General features: G+C 32.7%; 19 protein-coding genes and 1 tRNA gene. 14 read left to right on the forward strand and 6 right to left on the reverse strand.

Annotated elements, in window-relative coordinates:
* Positions 1 to 64 precede the first annotated feature (64 nt).
* Together OEM44_05910 and OEM44_05915 are read left to right on the forward strand one after the other, a co-directional pair.
* Positions 65 to 1,417 (forward strand): cation-efflux pump, encoded by a 1,353-nt coding sequence (locus OEM44_05910; protein ID MDH3516335.1) that lies wholly within the window; start codon positions 65 to 67, stop codon positions 1,415 to 1,417.
* Positions 1,418 to 1,604: 187 nt separating this feature from the next.
* On the forward strand, positions 1,605 to 2,111 hold the full coding sequence (locus OEM44_05915; protein ID MDH3516336.1) for a hypothetical protein: 507 nt from the start codon (positions 1,605 to 1,607) through the stop codon (positions 2,109 to 2,111).
* Here the strand turns inward: OEM44_05915 and OEM44_05920 are convergent.
* Positions 2,103 to 2,414, reverse strand: a complete 312-nt coding sequence (locus tag OEM44_05920) for a hypothetical protein (protein MDH3516337.1) — start codon at positions 2,412 to 2,414, stop codon at positions 2,103 to 2,105. The two genes, OEM44_05915 and OEM44_05920, sit on opposite strands and share 9 nt — an antisense overlap.
* A gap of 85 nt (positions 2,415 to 2,499) precedes the next feature.
* Between OEM44_05920 and OEM44_05925 the strand changes: the two genes are divergently transcribed.
* The 4 genes from OEM44_05925 (at position 2,500) to glmS (ending at position 5,840) form a co-directional block, all read left to right on the forward strand.
* Positions 2,500 to 2,652, forward strand: a complete 153-nt coding sequence (locus OEM44_05925) for a hypothetical protein (protein ID MDH3516338.1) — start codon at positions 2,500 to 2,502, stop codon at positions 2,650 to 2,652.
* A gap of 125 nt (positions 2,653 to 2,777) precedes the next feature.
* Positions 2,778 to 3,368, forward strand: coding sequence for a 30S ribosomal protein S13 (locus OEM44_05930; protein MDH3516339.1), 591 nt, complete (start codon positions 2,778 to 2,780; stop codon positions 3,366 to 3,368).
* 9 nt (positions 3,369 to 3,377) lie between these two features.
* Entirely contained in the window at positions 3,378 to 4,028 is a 651-nt protein-coding gene (locus tag OEM44_05935) for a 30S ribosomal protein S4 (protein MDH3516340.1), read from the forward strand.
* 42 nt (positions 4,029 to 4,070) lie between these two features.
* Entirely contained in the window at positions 4,071 to 5,840 is a 1,770-nt protein-coding gene (gene glmS / locus OEM44_05940; GenBank protein MDH3516341.1) for a glutamine--fructose-6-phosphate transaminase (isomerizing), read from the forward strand.
* On the opposite strand, the gene OEM44_05945 is transcribed toward glmS, so the two are convergent.
* The 4 genes from OEM44_05945 to OEM44_05960 all read right to left on the reverse strand — a co-directional run bounded on the left by OEM44_05945 (position 5,827) and on the right by OEM44_05960 (position 9,557).
* A complete protein-coding gene (locus OEM44_05945; protein ID MDH3516342.1) occupies positions 5,827 to 6,891 on the reverse strand; it encodes a TIGR00303 family protein in 1,065 nt (354 codons plus the stop codon). The two genes, glmS and OEM44_05945, sit on opposite strands and share 14 nt — an antisense overlap.
* A gap of 7 nt (positions 6,892 to 6,898) precedes the next feature.
* The gene (locus OEM44_05950; GenBank protein MDH3516343.1) at positions 6,899 to 7,510 is read right to left on the reverse strand and encodes an MBL fold metallo-hydrolase; all 612 of its coding nucleotides are present in this window, start codon (positions 7,508 to 7,510) and stop codon (positions 6,899 to 6,901) included.
* Positions 7,507 to 8,154: an NAD(P)H-hydrate epimerase gene (locus OEM44_05955; GenBank protein MDH3516344.1), complete on the reverse strand. Its 648-nt coding sequence runs from the start codon at positions 8,152 to 8,154 to the stop codon at positions 7,507 to 7,509. The genes OEM44_05950 and OEM44_05955 overlap by 4 nt, the downstream gene beginning before the upstream one ends.
* A gap of 254 nt (positions 8,155 to 8,408) precedes the next feature.
* Positions 8,409 to 9,557: an MBL fold metallo-hydrolase gene (locus OEM44_05960; protein MDH3516345.1), complete on the reverse strand. Its 1,149-nt coding sequence runs from the start codon at positions 9,555 to 9,557 to the stop codon at positions 8,409 to 8,411.
* Positions 9,558 to 9,692: 135 nt separating this feature from the next.
* On the opposite strand from OEM44_05960, the gene OEM44_05965 reads away from it, so the two are divergent.
* Positions 9,693 to 10,307, forward strand: coding sequence for an RNA-binding protein (locus OEM44_05965; GenBank protein ID MDH3516346.1), 615 nt, complete (start codon positions 9,693 to 9,695; stop codon positions 10,305 to 10,307).
* 23 nt (positions 10,308 to 10,330) lie between these two features.
* Here the strand turns inward: OEM44_05965 and OEM44_05970 are convergent.
* Positions 10,331 to 10,415, reverse strand: a tRNA-Leu gene (locus OEM44_05970).
* A 50-nt stretch (positions 10,416 to 10,465) separates the two neighbouring features.
* On the opposite strand from OEM44_05970, the gene OEM44_05975 reads away from it, so the two are divergent.
* From OEM44_05975 to OEM44_06005, 7 genes are read left to right on the forward strand one after another with little or no spacing between them, the layout of a single operon-like run.
* Positions 10,466 to 10,702, forward strand: coding sequence for a DNA-directed RNA polymerase subunit N (locus OEM44_05975; protein ID MDH3516347.1), 237 nt, complete (start codon positions 10,466 to 10,468; stop codon positions 10,700 to 10,702).
* A gap of 1 nt (position 10,703) precedes the next feature.
* A complete protein-coding gene (locus OEM44_05980; GenBank protein MDH3516348.1) occupies positions 10,704 to 11,942 on the forward strand; it encodes an enolase in 1,239 nt (412 codons plus the stop codon).
* A gap of 7 nt (positions 11,943 to 11,949) precedes the next feature.
* Positions 11,950 to 12,573 carry a 30S ribosomal protein S2 gene (gene rpsB / locus OEM44_05985; protein MDH3516349.1) on the forward strand — a complete coding sequence of 208 codons (624 nt, stop codon included), beginning with the start codon at positions 11,950 to 11,952 and terminating at the stop codon, positions 12,571 to 12,573.
* Positions 12,574 to 12,599: 26 nt separating this feature from the next.
* A complete protein-coding gene (gene mvk / locus OEM44_05990; GenBank protein ID MDH3516350.1) occupies positions 12,600 to 13,541 on the forward strand; it encodes a mevalonate kinase in 942 nt (313 codons plus the stop codon).
* A gap of 23 nt (positions 13,542 to 13,564) precedes the next feature.
* Positions 13,565 to 14,308 (forward strand): isopentenyl phosphate kinase, encoded by a 744-nt coding sequence (locus OEM44_05995; GenBank protein MDH3516351.1) that lies wholly within the window; start codon positions 13,565 to 13,567, stop codon positions 14,306 to 14,308.
* Position 14,309: 1 nt separating this feature from the next.
* Complete coding sequence (idi, locus tag OEM44_06000) at positions 14,310 to 14,960, forward strand: isopentenyl-diphosphate Delta-isomerase (GenBank protein MDH3516352.1); 651 nt, start codon at positions 14,310 to 14,312, stop codon at positions 14,958 to 14,960.
* Entirely contained in the window at positions 14,947 to 15,927 is a 981-nt protein-coding gene (locus tag OEM44_06005) for a polyprenyl synthetase family protein (GenBank protein ID MDH3516353.1), read from the forward strand. Before idi ends, OEM44_06005 begins: the two co-directional genes overlap by 14 nt.
* Positions 15,928 to 15,945: the final 18 nt, after the last annotated feature.

Consider the following 15,945-nt stretch of genomic DNA (forward strand, 5'->3'; position numbering starts at 1 on the left):
ATCTTGTCGTATGATTTCTTTTTAGAACAGTTGTAATACATGATCAAACCAACAGTTAGAAGAAATGTTTGTTCAAAGATCACGAGTTTTAGGAATATCACTTATAGCCATATTTTCTGCATTTGTGGTAGAATTTGTCTTTGGATTATTATCAAATAGTTTAGGTCTTATCACAGACAGCATTCATGCGTTACTGGATAGTGTTGTAACAATCATACTTCTTTTAGCCGCAAGATTGGCAATCAAGCCACCAGATGAAGAGCATACATACGGACATGGGAAAGTTGAGTCATTAGGTGGCTTGATCGGAGGAATTGCAATTTTTATAATTGCAATATTTTTCATTTATGAATCAATCCATAGATTACAAAGTCCACCGCCAAACATTCTTCCAGGAATTTTTGCAATTATTGCAGGTGTGTACACTATTGGAATTGATATTTTTAGAATAATTTTATTGCGAAGGTCGATTAAAAAAATTGGAGGAAGTACTCTCAAAGCAGATTTTTACCATGCATTCATGGATTTGGGATCTACTCTTGTTGCAATTGGAGGAATCATTTTTGTAACATATGGATTTTATAATGGAGATTTTATTGCGGCATTAATCCTAGGAGTTCTCTTAGTAGCTCTAAGTATTAAATTAATTTACAAAACTGCACAAGATCTTACAGATATTATTTCTCCAGAAATTGTAAGAAATGTAAAGGAGATTATTAAAAATACAGAAGGAGTAATAGATGTACAAGCCATACTTATGCGAAGATCAGGAGATACGATATTTGCAGACATTACCATTTCACTTAGAGGGGATGCAAGTTTTGAAAATGCTCATAAAATTAGCAATGATGTTGAAAAAAATATCATAAATGAAATTCCAAATGCAGCAATTACGATTCATTTTGAACCAAATTGGGAGAATGTTCCATTAGATGCAAAAATTTTAGATATTGTAAAAAGTGTGGATGGGGTAAAAGGAGTACACAATGTCATAACACATAATTCTAAAGGTAAAATATTTGCCAACTTACATGTCATGGTAAATAGAGAAATTAACCTATATTCTGCGCATAAAATTTCTGAGATAGTAGAAGAAAAAATTCAAAAAAATGTTCCTAATATTGAGCATGTAACTATTCATTTAGAACCATTCCTAGATGTACCAGAAAATTTCAACATCAGAGATAGAGAGACTGAAAGAAAAATCAGAGGAATTTTAGAGAAATATGAACAAATCAAAAAGATTGGACGAATAGTTTCACTAAATTTTGAGAATATTTTGAAAATAGATATTGATTGCTCATTTGATAAAGAATTATCAATCGAGAAAGTACATGATTTGACATCAGAGATAGAGCATGTAATTAGAACAGAAATTCAAGATGCTGTAATTACAATACATCCAGAGCCAATTTAATTAAATTAGAATACTACTACTACTTGTAGCACACATAATCAACATGTCAATAGCAAATCTAGACATAATAAAACTACTAGACAATAGTGTATCATAAGAGAATTGTAGTCTGATCTAACTGTTGTGCAAAATAACATGAAATTTTGGAAAAAATTAGGTTTAAACTAAAGAAAGCAAAATTTAATCTGTGCAAAAACTAGGATTAGTCATTGTTGTTTTAGGATTATTCATAGTATCAGGATTAATAGTATCAATTTTTGAAAATCAAATTACACTAGAGGGAATAAAGCAAGAAAATGGAAGAGTAAGCACAACAGAAAAATTAATTATTTCAACTGATTTTGATATTGAAAAAACACCTATAGGAATTTTTGCAATTCAAATAATGGATTTTAAAAAAAACACATTTTCTTTTAAAGTGTTAGATCCATCAGATATTGAAATCATATCTCAACAGATAGATAGTGATACTATTGAGGAAGAATTTGATATTCGGGATACTGGAGTTTACAAATTACTAATTGAGAGTTCAAGTGATGACGGAATTTATGTAGCAGGTGCAATCGGACCACTTCCGGATCCCTACAAAAAATATATCATGTCTATTATATCTACATCTTTGATTATGATTGGCATGATAGGGTTAGTTGTAATTGGAATATATGGCATCAAGAATAGAAAAAAATCAGTTTAGATAGGTATCCATTTTTTCAAGACCATTAATTGTTGCATCAAAATTTTCACCATGTTCAACAATACTTTCAAGTTTATCAGAATTAGCAGTAAGTAAACATTTTCCGTTATCAGAGTTTTTTGAAACAAACCCATGAACAATTAGATAAGAAAGTCTTTCAAGAACCTCAGATTCAGATACAGAGGAATGTTGTGCCAAATAGGAGCATTCCTTTTCACCATCCTCCAAATCTGCTAAAATAGAGGATGTAACTGGATCAAACATACATTCTATAATTTTTTCGCGATCAAATGTTTCATCCATGTATATGAGATGTGGAATTGGAAGTTATAACTTTTTGAACATATTATTCCAATAAGATAATTAAGAAAATAGCATAAATTACATCATGCAGAAACTTTGTAGTCAAGATTCATCAGGTAAAGGTGAACACTGTTTTTGCATAGACATTGATGCTCAGAGAGGAGTTAAAAAATGCTGTAAATGCAATATATGGAATGTTCAAGGTAATGATTGGACTGAAGATGAAGATTTTAGATAATTTCCAATTAAAATTTGCATGAATTAGGCTGTAAGATAGAGGTCATAAAATTTTGTCATTTTAAAAATATCCAAATTTGGTACCTAGTATGGTTTTTATCGGGGTTTCTTAGAATTTTGGAATACTTGAGTACGCAAGAATATAGACATATTGTTAGGATTGTGGGAAACGACATTCCTGGAGAAAGAAAGATGATCGTGGGATTAACCCAGATCAAAGGAATAGGCAATAGTTTTGCAACTGCAATTTTAGATACTCTTAAAATTAATAGCAATGCTAACATCGGCGACCTTACCGAGTCTGATGTTCAAGCGATTGAAAAATTAATAACAGATCCAGTTGGCGGAAATTTTCCGGTATGGTTCCTCAATAGAAGAAAAGATATTGAGACAGGGGCAGATTTACATTTATTGACATCAGACATTCCATTTACATTAAGAAATGATATAGAAAGAGAAAGAATTACTGCAAGTTGGAGAGGTTATAGACATCTATCAGGTCTTAAAGTTAGAGGACAAAGAACAAGGACATCGGGTAGAAAAAGTGGTGCAGTTGGAGTTGCAAAAGGAGGATTGGCAGCACCAGCAAAGAAAGGTGGTGCAGGTGCACCAGCAGCAGAAGCTAAACCAGCAGCAGCTGCAACGGCAGAAGCTAAACCAGCAGCAGAAGCTAAACCAGCAGCAGCTGCAAAAGCTAAACCAGAGGAAAAAAAATAGGTGTATTAGATGGGAGATCCAAAATATCCACGTAAAGTTTGGAGAAAACCAAAAAGACCTTTTAATTATGAATTAAAAATGGAGGAGTTGAAAACTCTTGGTACATTTGGATTAAGAACTAAAAGAGAGTTATGGAAAGCACATACAGAATTATCACGTGTTAGACATCAAGCAAGATCATTACTTGCGTTAAGACAGGAAGTAAGAGAAGAAAAAGAACCAATTTTAATGAAATCACTTGCAAGAATAGGATTAGTAAGTAGTGATGCAACACTAGATGATGTACTAAATCTAAACGCAAACGATTTACTATCACGAAGATTACAGACTTTAGTTACAAAGAAATTTGGATTCAAATCACCATATCAAGCAAGGCAAGCAGTAATTCATGGCCATATTATGATTGGTGATAGAAAAGTAGACATTCCATCTTATACAGTCACAGTGGAAGAAGAAGATAGTGTCCATTTTACACCGGAATCTAAGATTCCAGAAATGTTAGAAAAGACAAAATCAAAAACTCCTTCTCCGGAGCCATCATCTGAAGAGACTGCAGAGGAATCTAAAGAGCAAAGTTCTTCTGCGGAACAATCAAAAGAGCAAAGTTCTTCTGCGGAACAATCAAAAGAGCAAAGTTCTTCTGCGGAACAATCAAAGTAATAGGTTATCAGTAAATACCCCCAATAATCATATAGAATTATCATGTGTTCAATAATAGGTTACTTTGGAAAAGAAAATGCAGCTCCAATAATAGTAAAGGGATTAAAAAGAATGGAATATCGTGGATACGATAGTGTAGGAGTTGCAACAGAATCAGACCATCAAATTGAACTAAAAAAAGGAATTGGGAAAGTAAGTGAAGTAAATTCAAAAATTCAATTAGATATACTTCCAGGAAAAGTAGGCATTGGTCATACCAGATGGGCAACTCATGGAAAAGTAACCGATGCCAATGCACATCCACATTCAAGTAATTCTGGAAGAATTGCAATAGTACATAATGGAATAATAGAGAATTTTGAAGAATTAAAAAAACAATTAGAAAGTGAAGGGTATTATTTCAAGAGCGATACAGATAGTGAAATTATTGCAAATCTAATTCAGAAATATTATGAGAAAACTCAGGATGTAAAAGAAACAATTTTGAAAACAGTTGCGAAAATTAAAGGACATTATGCATTTGTTGCAATGTTTGAAAATGGTCAACTTGCAGCAGCGAGATTTCATGAACCACTAATCATAGGAGTTGTTGGGCAAAATGATTTTTTTTTATCAAGCGATGTTTTGGGATTCATTGAGTATACTGATAATGTAATATATGTTGAAAATGGAAATTTTGTAATTTTAGATAAAGACAAATTTCAAATTATAGATTTTAATGGTGAACATGCAAAGTACGAAATAGTAAAAGTTTCTAAGGAATTTGGTGATGCATACAAAGGCGATTATGCACATTTTACATTAAAAGAGATTTATGAACAACATAAAACGGTTCTAAAAGCAGGAGAGAGAACTATCGATGCGATTGAAAAAGCTGCAGATCATATCAAACATGCAAAAAATATCTACATCACAGGAAGTGGTACAAGTTATAATTCAGCATTAATTGCAAAACAGATTTTATTAAAATACATTAAAATCAAGTCAGAACCGATCATGTCAAGCGAACTTCAATTTGCACCAAATAGTATCGAAGATAATTCCATCATGATTGCAATATCTCAAAGTGGTGAAAGTGCAGATGTTTTGGAAGCAGTCAAGATTGCAAAAAAAGCTAAATGTAAAACAATAGCAATTGTTAATTTGTTAACATCATCACTTGCACGTGAATCAGACATTGTAATAGGAATGAATTGTGGACCTGAAATAGGAGTTGCAGCAACAAAGAGTTTCACAACACAGCTTGTAATACTCTACAAAATTATTCAAAAATTAAGTGATAATAATAATAAGATAGATATTGATTTTGTGAAAATTTCTGAACTAATATCAGGAATATTAAAAAATCCTAAAAAAATTCAAAGAATTGCAAATGAAATAAAAGATATTTCAGATATCTATGTACTTGGAAGAGGAATGCATTATCCAATTGCAATAGAGGCAGCTTTGAAACTAAAAGAATTAACTTACATTCACGCAGAAGGAATTCCAGGAGGGGAGTTAAAGCATGGACCTCTTGCTTTAATGGATTCTAACGTATTTGTCATAATCATAAATCCAAATGATTCAACTTACTTGGATACACTAACAAGTGCAAGAGAGATCAAAGCACGAGGTGCAAAAATTATTGGTATATCCGATATAGAAAGTGATGTGTATGATTTTTGGATTGAACTTCCTAAATCAGATGAGGTAGGATATCCAATTTTAGAAATTATCCCTATTCAGCTATTAGCATATTACGCAGCGCTAGAAAAAAATACAGATCCTGATTATCCTAGAAATCTTGCAAAATCAGTTACAGTGAAGTAAATAATCTATGATATTCTTTTTCAGCTAGTTCTAAAAAATTTTTAGAATTATTTCCAGTTTTGAGCATCGATGCTATGATACTTCCACCAGCACCTACACCTTCTTTTGCAAACCCTTCTGAAAATGCTCTTAATCCAGGGTGTTTTGAATCTTTTAGGCCAGGATCTACAGAAATTATTGGTATATCAGCAATTTGTTTAACAACATCTACAAAATTTGCACTTTTATCATGTGTTATGTAAGAAGTTGTTCCAATCACAGTATTTTCTTCATTGAATCCAATTTTTGATGCAAATGCCAACACTGCAGACATCTGAGTTCCTCCAGCAAGCATTACTTTAGACATGTTTGAAACAGAGCTTAGCATTCCTGCTACAAAAGGAATCATAGGGTCACCAATTTTAGCAATTATACTATAAGGATGATCAGAATCAATTCTTTTAAGTGCAGAAGTAACAATTTGATTTTTCAATTCAACGGGATTGTTTGGGATGCTAGAACTTACTTTAGCATCAAACCCTAATGCACGTAATACAGCTAAAGCAGTAGTTGTTCCACCAGGAATACTTTCTCCTATTACCAGAAAATCAGTTAGAGAGGCCATGCTCCTTCCTACAATTCTACCATAGTCAACAGCATGTGATACTTGAGAATCAGTCATTGCGTCTTGGATTGAAATATTTTTTCCACTAGACATACATGTTTCAATAAAAGGTAATTTCGGTGAAACTTTACTTCCAGCATTTACGGTTAGATGAGGAATGCTTGCAGATTCTAAAGCTGTTTTTGTTAATAATGCAGGAGTTGGTTTTCCATCAGGAGTCATTGGGATTTTATCAATTGATTTACAATATCCATAGTGAAGATATTCAGCATCAGCTGGAGGAGTAAGTTTTATTGAATCTGTATCTGCACCTGCAAAAGTAATTCCTGGAATCTCACATGTTTCAGTATAAGATATGACAAGTGAAAAAAGAAATCTTCCTGAATTTACAGTTTGAATAAAATTTTGAGCCTGATCTATGTTACCAAATAATTCAAAATTTTCCAAAAAAAACTCACTGACCCATCATTTCAAGGAATTGTTGCTCTGGTCGTTTTTGCATAACAGGATTGGTGGTTTTTTCTTGGCCAAGAGAAGATATCTCTTTACTTCCATAATTATGTCCTGGATATAGGACTAGACTGTCATCTAATGAATAAAGTACGTCAAAGAGACTATGATAGAGTTCTTTTGCACTACCTCCAGGCAAATCAATTCGGCCACAATTTCCAACAAATAATGTATCACCTGAAAAAATCTTTCCATCTCCAACTAGACAGATACTGTCCTTAGAATGTCCAGGAGTATGAAATACTTTTAATTTTGACTTTCCAAATTCAATAAAATCTCCATCCTTTACTGCAATATCGTGTTTCAGTTCTGAATTTTCATGCTGGATTATAGGAGCTTTGGTAGATTCCACCATGGCTTCATTGCCCAATGTATGATCAAAATGATGATGAGTGTTTACAACATATTTAATTTTTAAATTATTTTTTTTAATGATCATCTCTAATTCGATCAAGTCCCACGAAGGATCAATGATGATTGCTTCGTTAGTACTCTCATCTTCAACAATATAGGAAAAATTTTGCATATTTCCAACTTGTATTTGATGGACTTTCATAGAATTCCCTCCTCTGCTTCTGGAGGAATTCCAATTTTTTCAGCAAACAGTTCCCCAGTCAAATCTTTTCTTTTAGGAATACCCTGTTTCATTTTATGAAATGTTACAGTCATATCACATTTTGAGTAAATATTTGCAGTCTCCCCTGTTTGTGGATCTAATCCAGATGGAACGTCAACTGCGAATTTGTAACAATTTGTTTGATTAATGTAATTTATTGCAGATGTATATGGTTCTCTAATATCTCCAGATATTCCGGTTCCAAATATTGCATCAACAATTATGTCAGGCTGAAAATCAAATTCAATAGAGTCACCATACAATAGTTTCACAGAAGGCATCTTCTGTAAGATAGACCAGTTCCAATTGCTTTCCTCAGTTTTGATCTTGTCAGGAGAACCAAGCAACATTACAGTAACTTTTGCTCCATAGCCAGACAGATGTCTAGCCATTACCAATCCATCACCTCCATTATTTCCCAAGCCTGCAAAGATTACAATATTTTTAGATTCGACACTGCCAAGTTTATCAACTAATCTTCTTACTGATGCAGCACCAGCATTTTCCATCATAAATTTTTTTAAAAATCCCATATCATGGCCTTTGTTTTCGATTTTATACATTTGATCAACAGTAATTTCCATAAAGATCCTAAAATCATATCCAAAATAAGAGCTTTGAAAATATGAAATATGTCTAAAATGGCACTAAATTAGCAGTTACAATTACTATTTTTATTCAATTTAAGATTACAAATTTTACAATCTAAGAGACAGGTATCCTCAGGACAATATCCACAAAATTGCTTCTTCATGCAGAATATAGAAAAAATAAAGAATTAAAGACATTGCCCAAATTTTGCTTTGAAAATGCAAATTATGCCTAAAATATGACTAAATTAATCGATTCTTTGAGATTCTGAAATCTTCCAGCAGTGATCATAAGTGAACAAATCAACACCACCAAGTCTATCAATCCATTTTGGAACAATTTCATCAGTACATTGTTGTGTTATAGAATCAGCATAGATTTGGAATACTAGCCAAGGATTTGAGAAACCGACTTCCTGTCCTATTGCCATAAAGGAGATTTCCTGGTTTGCTTTATCAGCACTTGTTTGAATATCTTCAAAGTATTCTTTTTGAATTTCTACATCTTCAGGGGTTCCTAGACGTGTAAGATGACCTCCAATAAATGTATCAAAATCATATTCTAGAACTTTGTCATGTGCTGCAAGAAATTCTGTTACATCTTGTGCCATTGCTAAATCCTTGAATGGAGTCCATCCAGGAAATATCACATCAACTAACATCAAAACTTTTTGATTTGGTGCATAGATGAAGATGTTTCCAGGTTCATGCATTGGCCCATAATATGCTAATTCTAATTTTTGATTTCCAACCTCTAGTGCGTATTTGTCTTCAAACGTTACAGTTGGTACTGGTCTGTTAGGATCATTTCTTTTTGATAGAGTATCAGTAATTTCTTGATGTGCAATGTATACTGCATCATCAGGGAACATACTGATTGAACCAACATGATCATTGTGAGTATGACTGTAAATTACATGGGTTACTGGTTCTTCAGTAACTTCTGCTATTGCTTTGAGATAGTTTTCTCCAATAGATGGAGGGGCGTCAACTACAATTACTCCTTGACCAGTTGTTAGAAACATTGCTTGATATGCGCCATCAGTTACCCAGTAAAGCCCGTCTTTAATTTCCTCAACCAAATATCCTTTAGAATAATCAATTTGAGGGCCCATTGAAGTTTCTGGAAGTGCTGCTGCAGTTCTCATTTTTTCAGGATGAACCGCAAACATGGATGCTATAACTTGCATGTTAGTAGAATCTTCTAGAATCGTTCCCCATCCACGTTCTACTAATGCGGATGCAGTAGATGGTGTAACACATGCAATTTTTCCTTTGTTGTTTTCTATCCAAACTTTGTCAATGCATATTTGATTATTTTCAACTGCAAATGCTTCTGTTGAAACTATACCCAATGACAAAACAAGAGGAATTAATACAAAAATTATCAGGTTCACGAGGAGTGACTATTTTAAATCAAATTTAAAGGATTGTGAAATTTGTATCTAAAAGTTCTACTTTGGGAATAGTTTCTATGATATTCCTAAGAGTTTAGCAAACGACTTTATCCTAGTTTTGAAACATCATCAAATATGACATTAAAGAACGTCAAATCATCGCTTAATAAAATTGCAAAAAGTTTAGGAGAGATTCAAGATTCAAGGGAATTTTTATTAAAAAATACAAGAGAGATAGTCATTTTATGTAGCAAATCAATCATTGCAGTACATAAAGGAGATTTAGTGAATGGAAAAAAGAATTTGAACAAAGCAGGGAAATTATTGAAGATGTATAAGAAAAAAGCAACTGGAGATCTGCGAAGGTATCTAATTACTCCAGAGCAAGAATTTGTAGAGGCTGCATGTCTTATTGCAATTGTAGAACAAAAAGAAATACCTTCAGATAAAATGTTATCAGTAATGCCAGAATCATATGTACTGGGATTATTAGATTGTGTAGGCGAATTAAAAAGACAAGTGTTTGATAAAATTAGAATTGGTGAAATAGATGAATCAATAAGGATTTTTGATACAATGGAAAATTTGTATCTTCAACTATACACATTTTCAATGTATGATAAAGTCGTTAAAGAAGCTCGAAGAAAGGTAGATGTTAATAGAATACTTGTAGATGATGTGAGATCGGTAATAACAGAAGAGAAGAGAAGAATGGAATTAATCAAAGTTTTAGAAAAATTACAAAAATAATCATCATCATCATCATTATAAAATGCGGGCGATGGGATTTGAACCCACGAACTCCTGAGAGACTAGCCCCTCAAGCTAGCGCCTTTGGCCAGGCTGGGCGACGCCCGCAATGAAAACTCTTTGCATGGTTTTTATAATCCTTGATTACTTTTTTGTTTGTGTTAATTCCTGTTAGATGTTTTACATGTGGGAATTTGGTTGCAGACAAATTTGACGATTATCAAAGTAAATTAAAGGCCGGAGAAGATGCAGTAAAGACTCTTGATTCCTTAGGAATCACAAGATATTGTTGCAGACGAATGCTTTTGACTACTGTTGAAACAATTCAACAAGTAATTCCATTCTACGAAGCAATTCAGAGAAGAAAACAAGAAGTTGAATTGGAACTAGAATAAATTGACCAAGATTTCTTCAATTGAAGGAAGGGTTATCTATAACAGTAGAGGAAGTAAAACAATCGAAGTAGACGTTAAATCTGATGGTAATTTTTTAGGAAGGGTTTGTGCTCCATCTGGAGCAAGTGTTGGAAAATATGAAGCAGTCAGTTTTCCAAATGGAAAACCTGAATCAAGTCTTAAAATTTTAAGAGAAAATGCTCAGAAATTCATAGGCATCGAATCTTCAGATCTCAAAGCAATTCAGGAGGTATTGAAAAATTTGGACAACTCTACAAATTACTCAGTCATTGGTGGCGCACTTGCTTTTGCAATAACAATTGCATCAATGGAATCAGCATCAAAAGCATTAGGAGAACCATTGTTTAAGACACTCTCATCTGAATCGTCGTTCAAATTTCCATTTCCATTGGGAAATATTTTAGGTGGCGGAGCACATGCAGGACCAGGAACACCTGACATTCAAGAGATTTTGATTTGTGCTACAGGTTCAAAAACAATAGAGGAAGCAATTGAAACTAATTTGCTTGTACATAGTGAATTACGTCGTGTTTTAGAAAAAGAGGATCCTACTTTTACAAATGGGAGAGGTGATGAAGGTGGATGGGCTCCAAAATTAGAAAACCAAAAAGCATTAGAAGTATCTGCAAAAGCATGTGAAAATTTAGGATTTACCTTAGGAAAAGAAGTATCGTTAGGAGTAGATTTTGCATCATCAACACAATGGAATGAAGAGAAAGGAAAATATATTTACGATAGGGCTGGGTTTGAAAATTCTACATCAGAGCAAATAGATTTTGCAGCAGACATCATTGAAAAATACAAGTTGATTTATGCAGAGGATGCAGTTCACGAAGAAGCATTTGAAGATATGGCCGAGCTTACATCTAAATTCCCAGATACATTAGTTACAGGAGATGATCTTACGGTTACAAATAAGAATATTCTAGCAAAGGCAATTAAAGCAAAATCATGTAATGCAGCAATTTTAAAAGTGAACCAAGCTGGTAGTCTTTTTGATGCATTGGAATTTGCTAATTTGGCAAATCAAAATAATATTCGATTAATAACATCACATAGATCTGGCGAATCCATAGATTCCCAAATATCTCACATAGGCATTGCAACAAAGTCAAAAATGCTCAAAGTTGGTGTAGTTGGAGGAGAAAGAATATCAAAACTAAACGAGTTATTGCGACTATCAGGGGATGATTTAATATGTGGCATGGCAGAGATTTAAAATCGCAATGAGTGAACTAACTGAGAAAACAGACATCAAAAAAAAGGTTCTAGCTACCGGAATTAGGGTAGGAACACAAGTAAAGACAAAATTCATGAAACCATTCATCACAAAAGCTAGTCCCGAAGGGCTCTACATGCTTGATTTAGACATCACACTAGAGCGCATTAAAACAGCAGCAAAATTCATCAATAGACTAGGAACAGATAATCTCATTGTATGTTCTGCAAGACAATACGCAGAAACACCCATTGAAAAGTTCTGTGAGATGCTAGATTCAAAGAATCTTTTAAGAAGATTCATGCCAGGCACATTAACAAATCCATCACTGCCATATTATATTGAACCAAAACTAGTTTTGATTTCAGATCCACAAGTTGATGAACAAGCAATTATTGAAGCAACTAATGCAGGAATTCCAATCATAGGCATTGCAAATACAGACAACATTACATCAAACCTAGATGTGATCATTCCAGCAAACAATAGAGGAAGAAAAGCTCTTGCAACTGTTTATTGGTTATTGGTTCGTCAAATTCTAATCGAACGTGGTGAATTAAAAGAGGATGAAGCAATGAAGTATGAAATTGATGATTTTGAGACAAAAGCTACTGAAGAGGAAATAGAATAAATCAATTATAATTTTAAAGTATTTAATTGAAATCTAAAGCTTCAGCTCCAGGAAAAGTGATTCTTTTTGGAGAGCATTTTGTAGTATATGGAATCAAAGCAGTTCTTTGTGCAATAAATAAAAGAATCACAGTAACGGCTGAAAAAGTTGATGGGGACAAGATATCAATAAAATCAAACATAGGGAATTTAGAATTAGGTCCAAATAAATCAATTTCAGAAATTAATTCACCATTAAAACCATTTTATTATTTAGCAGACAAAATGATAAAAAATCAAAGCACTGGAATTGACATTAAGATAGAATCAGATATTCCGTTAGGAGTTGGGTTGGGTTCTTCATCTGCATGCTGTGTTGCAGGTGCTGCTGCAATTTCTAGATTATTTAAAGATACAACCAAAAAGGAAATTTTAGAAATGGCAATTGAAGCTGAAAAGACAATTTTTGAAAATACATCTGGAGCTGACTGTACTGTATGCACATATGGAGGAATAATGGAGTATGATAAAAAAAATGGATTTACCAAAATAGAATCCCAACCTAATTTCCATCTTGTAATAGCAAATTCAAATACAGAACATTCCACAAAATCAATAGTTGCAAAAGTAAAAAAATTCAAAGATAGAAATGAAGAAGAGTTTTCCAGATTATGTGATAATGAATCAAGACTAGTTGAAGATGTTTTAAAACTATTAAAAATTAATAATGTTGAGGAATTGGGCAGTAAAATAACAGAGAATCAAAAGTATCTTGAAACAATAGGAGTCTCAAACAATAAATTAAAAGATATGATCCAGGTGGGTCAAAAAGTATCTTTTGGTGCAAAAATTACAGGTGCAGGAGGCGGTGGTTGTATTTTTGCCTTGACAGACACATCAAATTTAGATCAAACCATGAATGAATTTCAATCTAAAAACTATGATTGTTTTTCAGTAAAAATTGATTTTAAAGGACTGGATACTTTTTAATTGACTATATAATTGTGAACAGCATGATTCTGATAAAATTAGGCGGATCAATAATCACAAATAAAGAAAAACCACTATCAACACGAAGAAAAACAATAAACAATATTTCTAAAAGTTTAAGAAAAATTGATGAGCCCATAATTATTGTTCATGGAGGCGGCTCATATGGACACTATTGGTCTGTCAAATATAATATGCACACAAAAGAAAGAAAATATGATCTGAGAGGTGTTGCGATTGTTAAAAATTCAATGATTGAATTAAATAAAATTATTTTAGATTCATTGTTAAAAAATAATCTAAATCCATATTGTCTTCCACCGACTGATTTTATGTCAGGAAATAAACCAATTTTGAAAAAAATTAAAGAGATTGAAAAAATAGCTAAATCAGGTTTTATTCCAGTCACATATGGAGATGCACTATGGTATGGTCAGAAAAAGACATACATTTTATCAGGAGACAAAATAATGACTCATCTAGCAAAAATACTAAAACCAAGACTCTGTATTTTTGCATTAAATGAAGACGGGTTATACTCAGATCTAAAATCAAAAAAATTAATTTATGAATTAAAAAATGAACTTCCATCAATAACTAAAAATAAAATGGATGTAACAGGTGGAATGACAAGAAAATTAGAAGAAGCATTAAAGATTTCAAAGAGTGGGATAAACGTCTTCTTTGCAAATGGAAATAAACCCGAAAGAATTGTAAAAGCGATTAAAAATAGGACATTTGAGGGAACATTGTTTAGAGGTAAATAAAATGTCCGAAGAATTAGTAATTTTAGTTGATGAAAACGATAATCCAATAGGCAGTGAAGAAAAGGTGAAGTGTCATTTACCAAATGGAAAACTACACAGAGCATTTACTGCATTATTGTTTGATAATGATGGAAGATTAGTGCTTACAAAGAGAGCAAAGGAGAAAATGTTGTGGCCTAATGATTGGGATGGAACATTTGCTAGTCATCCAAGAGAATCAGAAACTTATGTGTCATCAGGAGAAAGAAGAATGCCAGAAGAATTAGGAATTAAGGGGACTTTAGATTATTTACATAAATTTGAATATCATGTTCCATACAGAGATATTGGTTCTGAAAATGAAATTTGCGGAACTCTAATTGGTGTGATTGACAAAGCCACAAAATTAAAAGAGATCGAATGCGAGATTGACGAAATTAAATGGATTTCGGCAAAAGAGTTACTTTTAGAATTAAAAGCAAATCCACAAATTTATTGCCCTTGGATGCTAATTGCGCTAAGATTATTAGACAAATCTGAGAAATCAATGCTAGAAAAATATGCAAGTGTTTTATCCACATGGATGGATAGTAAAATAAAAGATGAGTTACAAAAAGCGATTAAAAATCATCTACCAGATAATCAATGGAGAATAGTAAATGGAAAAAACTAAGCAGATTGAAGAAAATGCAATAATTATAAACAAATATCTAAATTCAAAACTAAAAGGTGATCCTAAGAAACTATATGATGCGGCAGGACATCTAATTGTAAACGGCGGGAAAAGACTCAGACCATATATGGTAATCAAGAGCTGTCAAATTCTAAAAGGAAAAATATCTAATGCAATGCCAGCTGCAAGTGCTGTGGAGATGGTTCATAACTTTACGTTAGTTCATGATGACATTATGGATAATGATGAAATGCGTCATGGTGTTCCAACAGTACATAAGAAATTTGGAATACCAATAGCAATTCTTGCAGGTGATGTTTTATTTTCAAAAGCATTTCAAATAGTCACAGATACAAAATTATCGACTAGTTCTACCGCTCAATTAGTTTCTAGACTTGCTAAAGCTTGTGTAGATGTATGTGAGGGACAATTACTAGATGTAGAAATGGCTGAAAAAAGGAAAATTCCATCACAAGCAGAATACATAACAATGATTGAAAAAAAAACTGCAGCATTATTTGATGTATCATGTGCAATGGGAGCAATTTGTGCAACGACCAAAATTAGTGATATTTCAAATCTCTCATCATTTGGAAGAAATTTAGGAATAGCATTTCAAATAACAGATGATCTCATAGGAGTAATGGGAGATCCAAAAATTACTAAAAAACCTGTAGGAAATGATCTTAGAGAGGGCAAAAAATCACTGCCAATTCTAATGGCAATAAAATTAGCAAAAGGTAATGATAAAAAAATAATTCTCAAAGCATTTGGAAATTCAAAAGCATCTAAAAAAGATCTTAACAAGGCAGTTGATGTTATTAGATCTTTAGGAATAGAAGAAAGTGTAAGAAAACAGGCTCTAAAATATTCATGTAAAGCCAAAAAATCATTATCAAAATATTCTGGTTCTGCTAAAGTTGAATTAATTTCATTACTAGATTTTGTTGTTAAAAGAAGTTTATAATTACAATATATGATGATC

Origin of the sequence: Nitrosopumilus sp., assembly GCA_029862745.1 — an archaeon.
In the GTDB taxonomy this organism is placed as follows: domain Archaea; phylum Thermoproteota; class Nitrososphaeria; order Nitrososphaerales; family Nitrosopumilaceae; genus Nitrosopumilus.

What these genes read in the sequence shown, in the direction of transcription:
- OEM44_05910 (MDH3516335.1), top strand. Translation starts at nt 65, where the DNA reads ATGTTTGTTCAAAGATCACGAGTTTTAGGAATATCACTTATAGCCATA.
- OEM44_05920 (MDH3516337.1), bottom strand. Translation starts at nt 2,414, where the DNA reads ATGGATGAAACATTTGATCGCGAAAAAATTATAGAATGTATGTTTGAT.
- OEM44_05925 (MDH3516338.1), top strand. Translation starts at nt 2,500, where the DNA reads ATGCAGAAACTTTGTAGTCAAGATTCATCAGGTAAAGGTGAACACTGT.
- OEM44_05935 (MDH3516340.1), top strand. Translation starts at nt 3,378, where the DNA reads ATGGGAGATCCAAAATATCCACGTAAAGTTTGGAGAAAACCAAAAAGA.
- glmS (MDH3516341.1), top strand. Translation starts at nt 4,071, where the DNA reads ATGTGTTCAATAATAGGTTACTTTGGAAAAGAAAATGCAGCTCCAATA.
- OEM44_05950 (MDH3516343.1), bottom strand. Translation starts at nt 7,510, where the DNA reads ATGAAAGTCCATCAAATACAAGTTGGAAATATGCAAAATTTTTCCTAT.
- OEM44_05955 (MDH3516344.1), bottom strand. Translation starts at nt 8,154, where the DNA reads ATGGAAATTACTGTTGATCAAATGTATAAAATCGAAAACAAAGGCCAT.
- OEM44_05965 (MDH3516346.1), top strand. Translation starts at nt 9,693, where the DNA reads ATGACATTAAAGAACGTCAAATCATCGCTTAATAAAATTGCAAAAAGT.
- rpsB (MDH3516349.1), top strand. Translation starts at nt 11,950, where the DNA reads ATGAGTGAACTAACTGAGAAAACAGACATCAAAAAAAAGGTTCTAGCT.
- OEM44_05995 (MDH3516351.1), top strand. Translation starts at nt 13,565, where the DNA reads ATGATTCTGATAAAATTAGGCGGATCAATAATCACAAATAAAGAAAAA.
- idi (MDH3516352.1), top strand. Translation starts at nt 14,310, where the DNA reads ATGTCCGAAGAATTAGTAATTTTAGTTGATGAAAACGATAATCCAATA.
- OEM44_06005 (MDH3516353.1), top strand. Translation starts at nt 14,947, where the DNA reads ATGGAAAAAACTAAGCAGATTGAAGAAAATGCAATAATTATAAACAAA.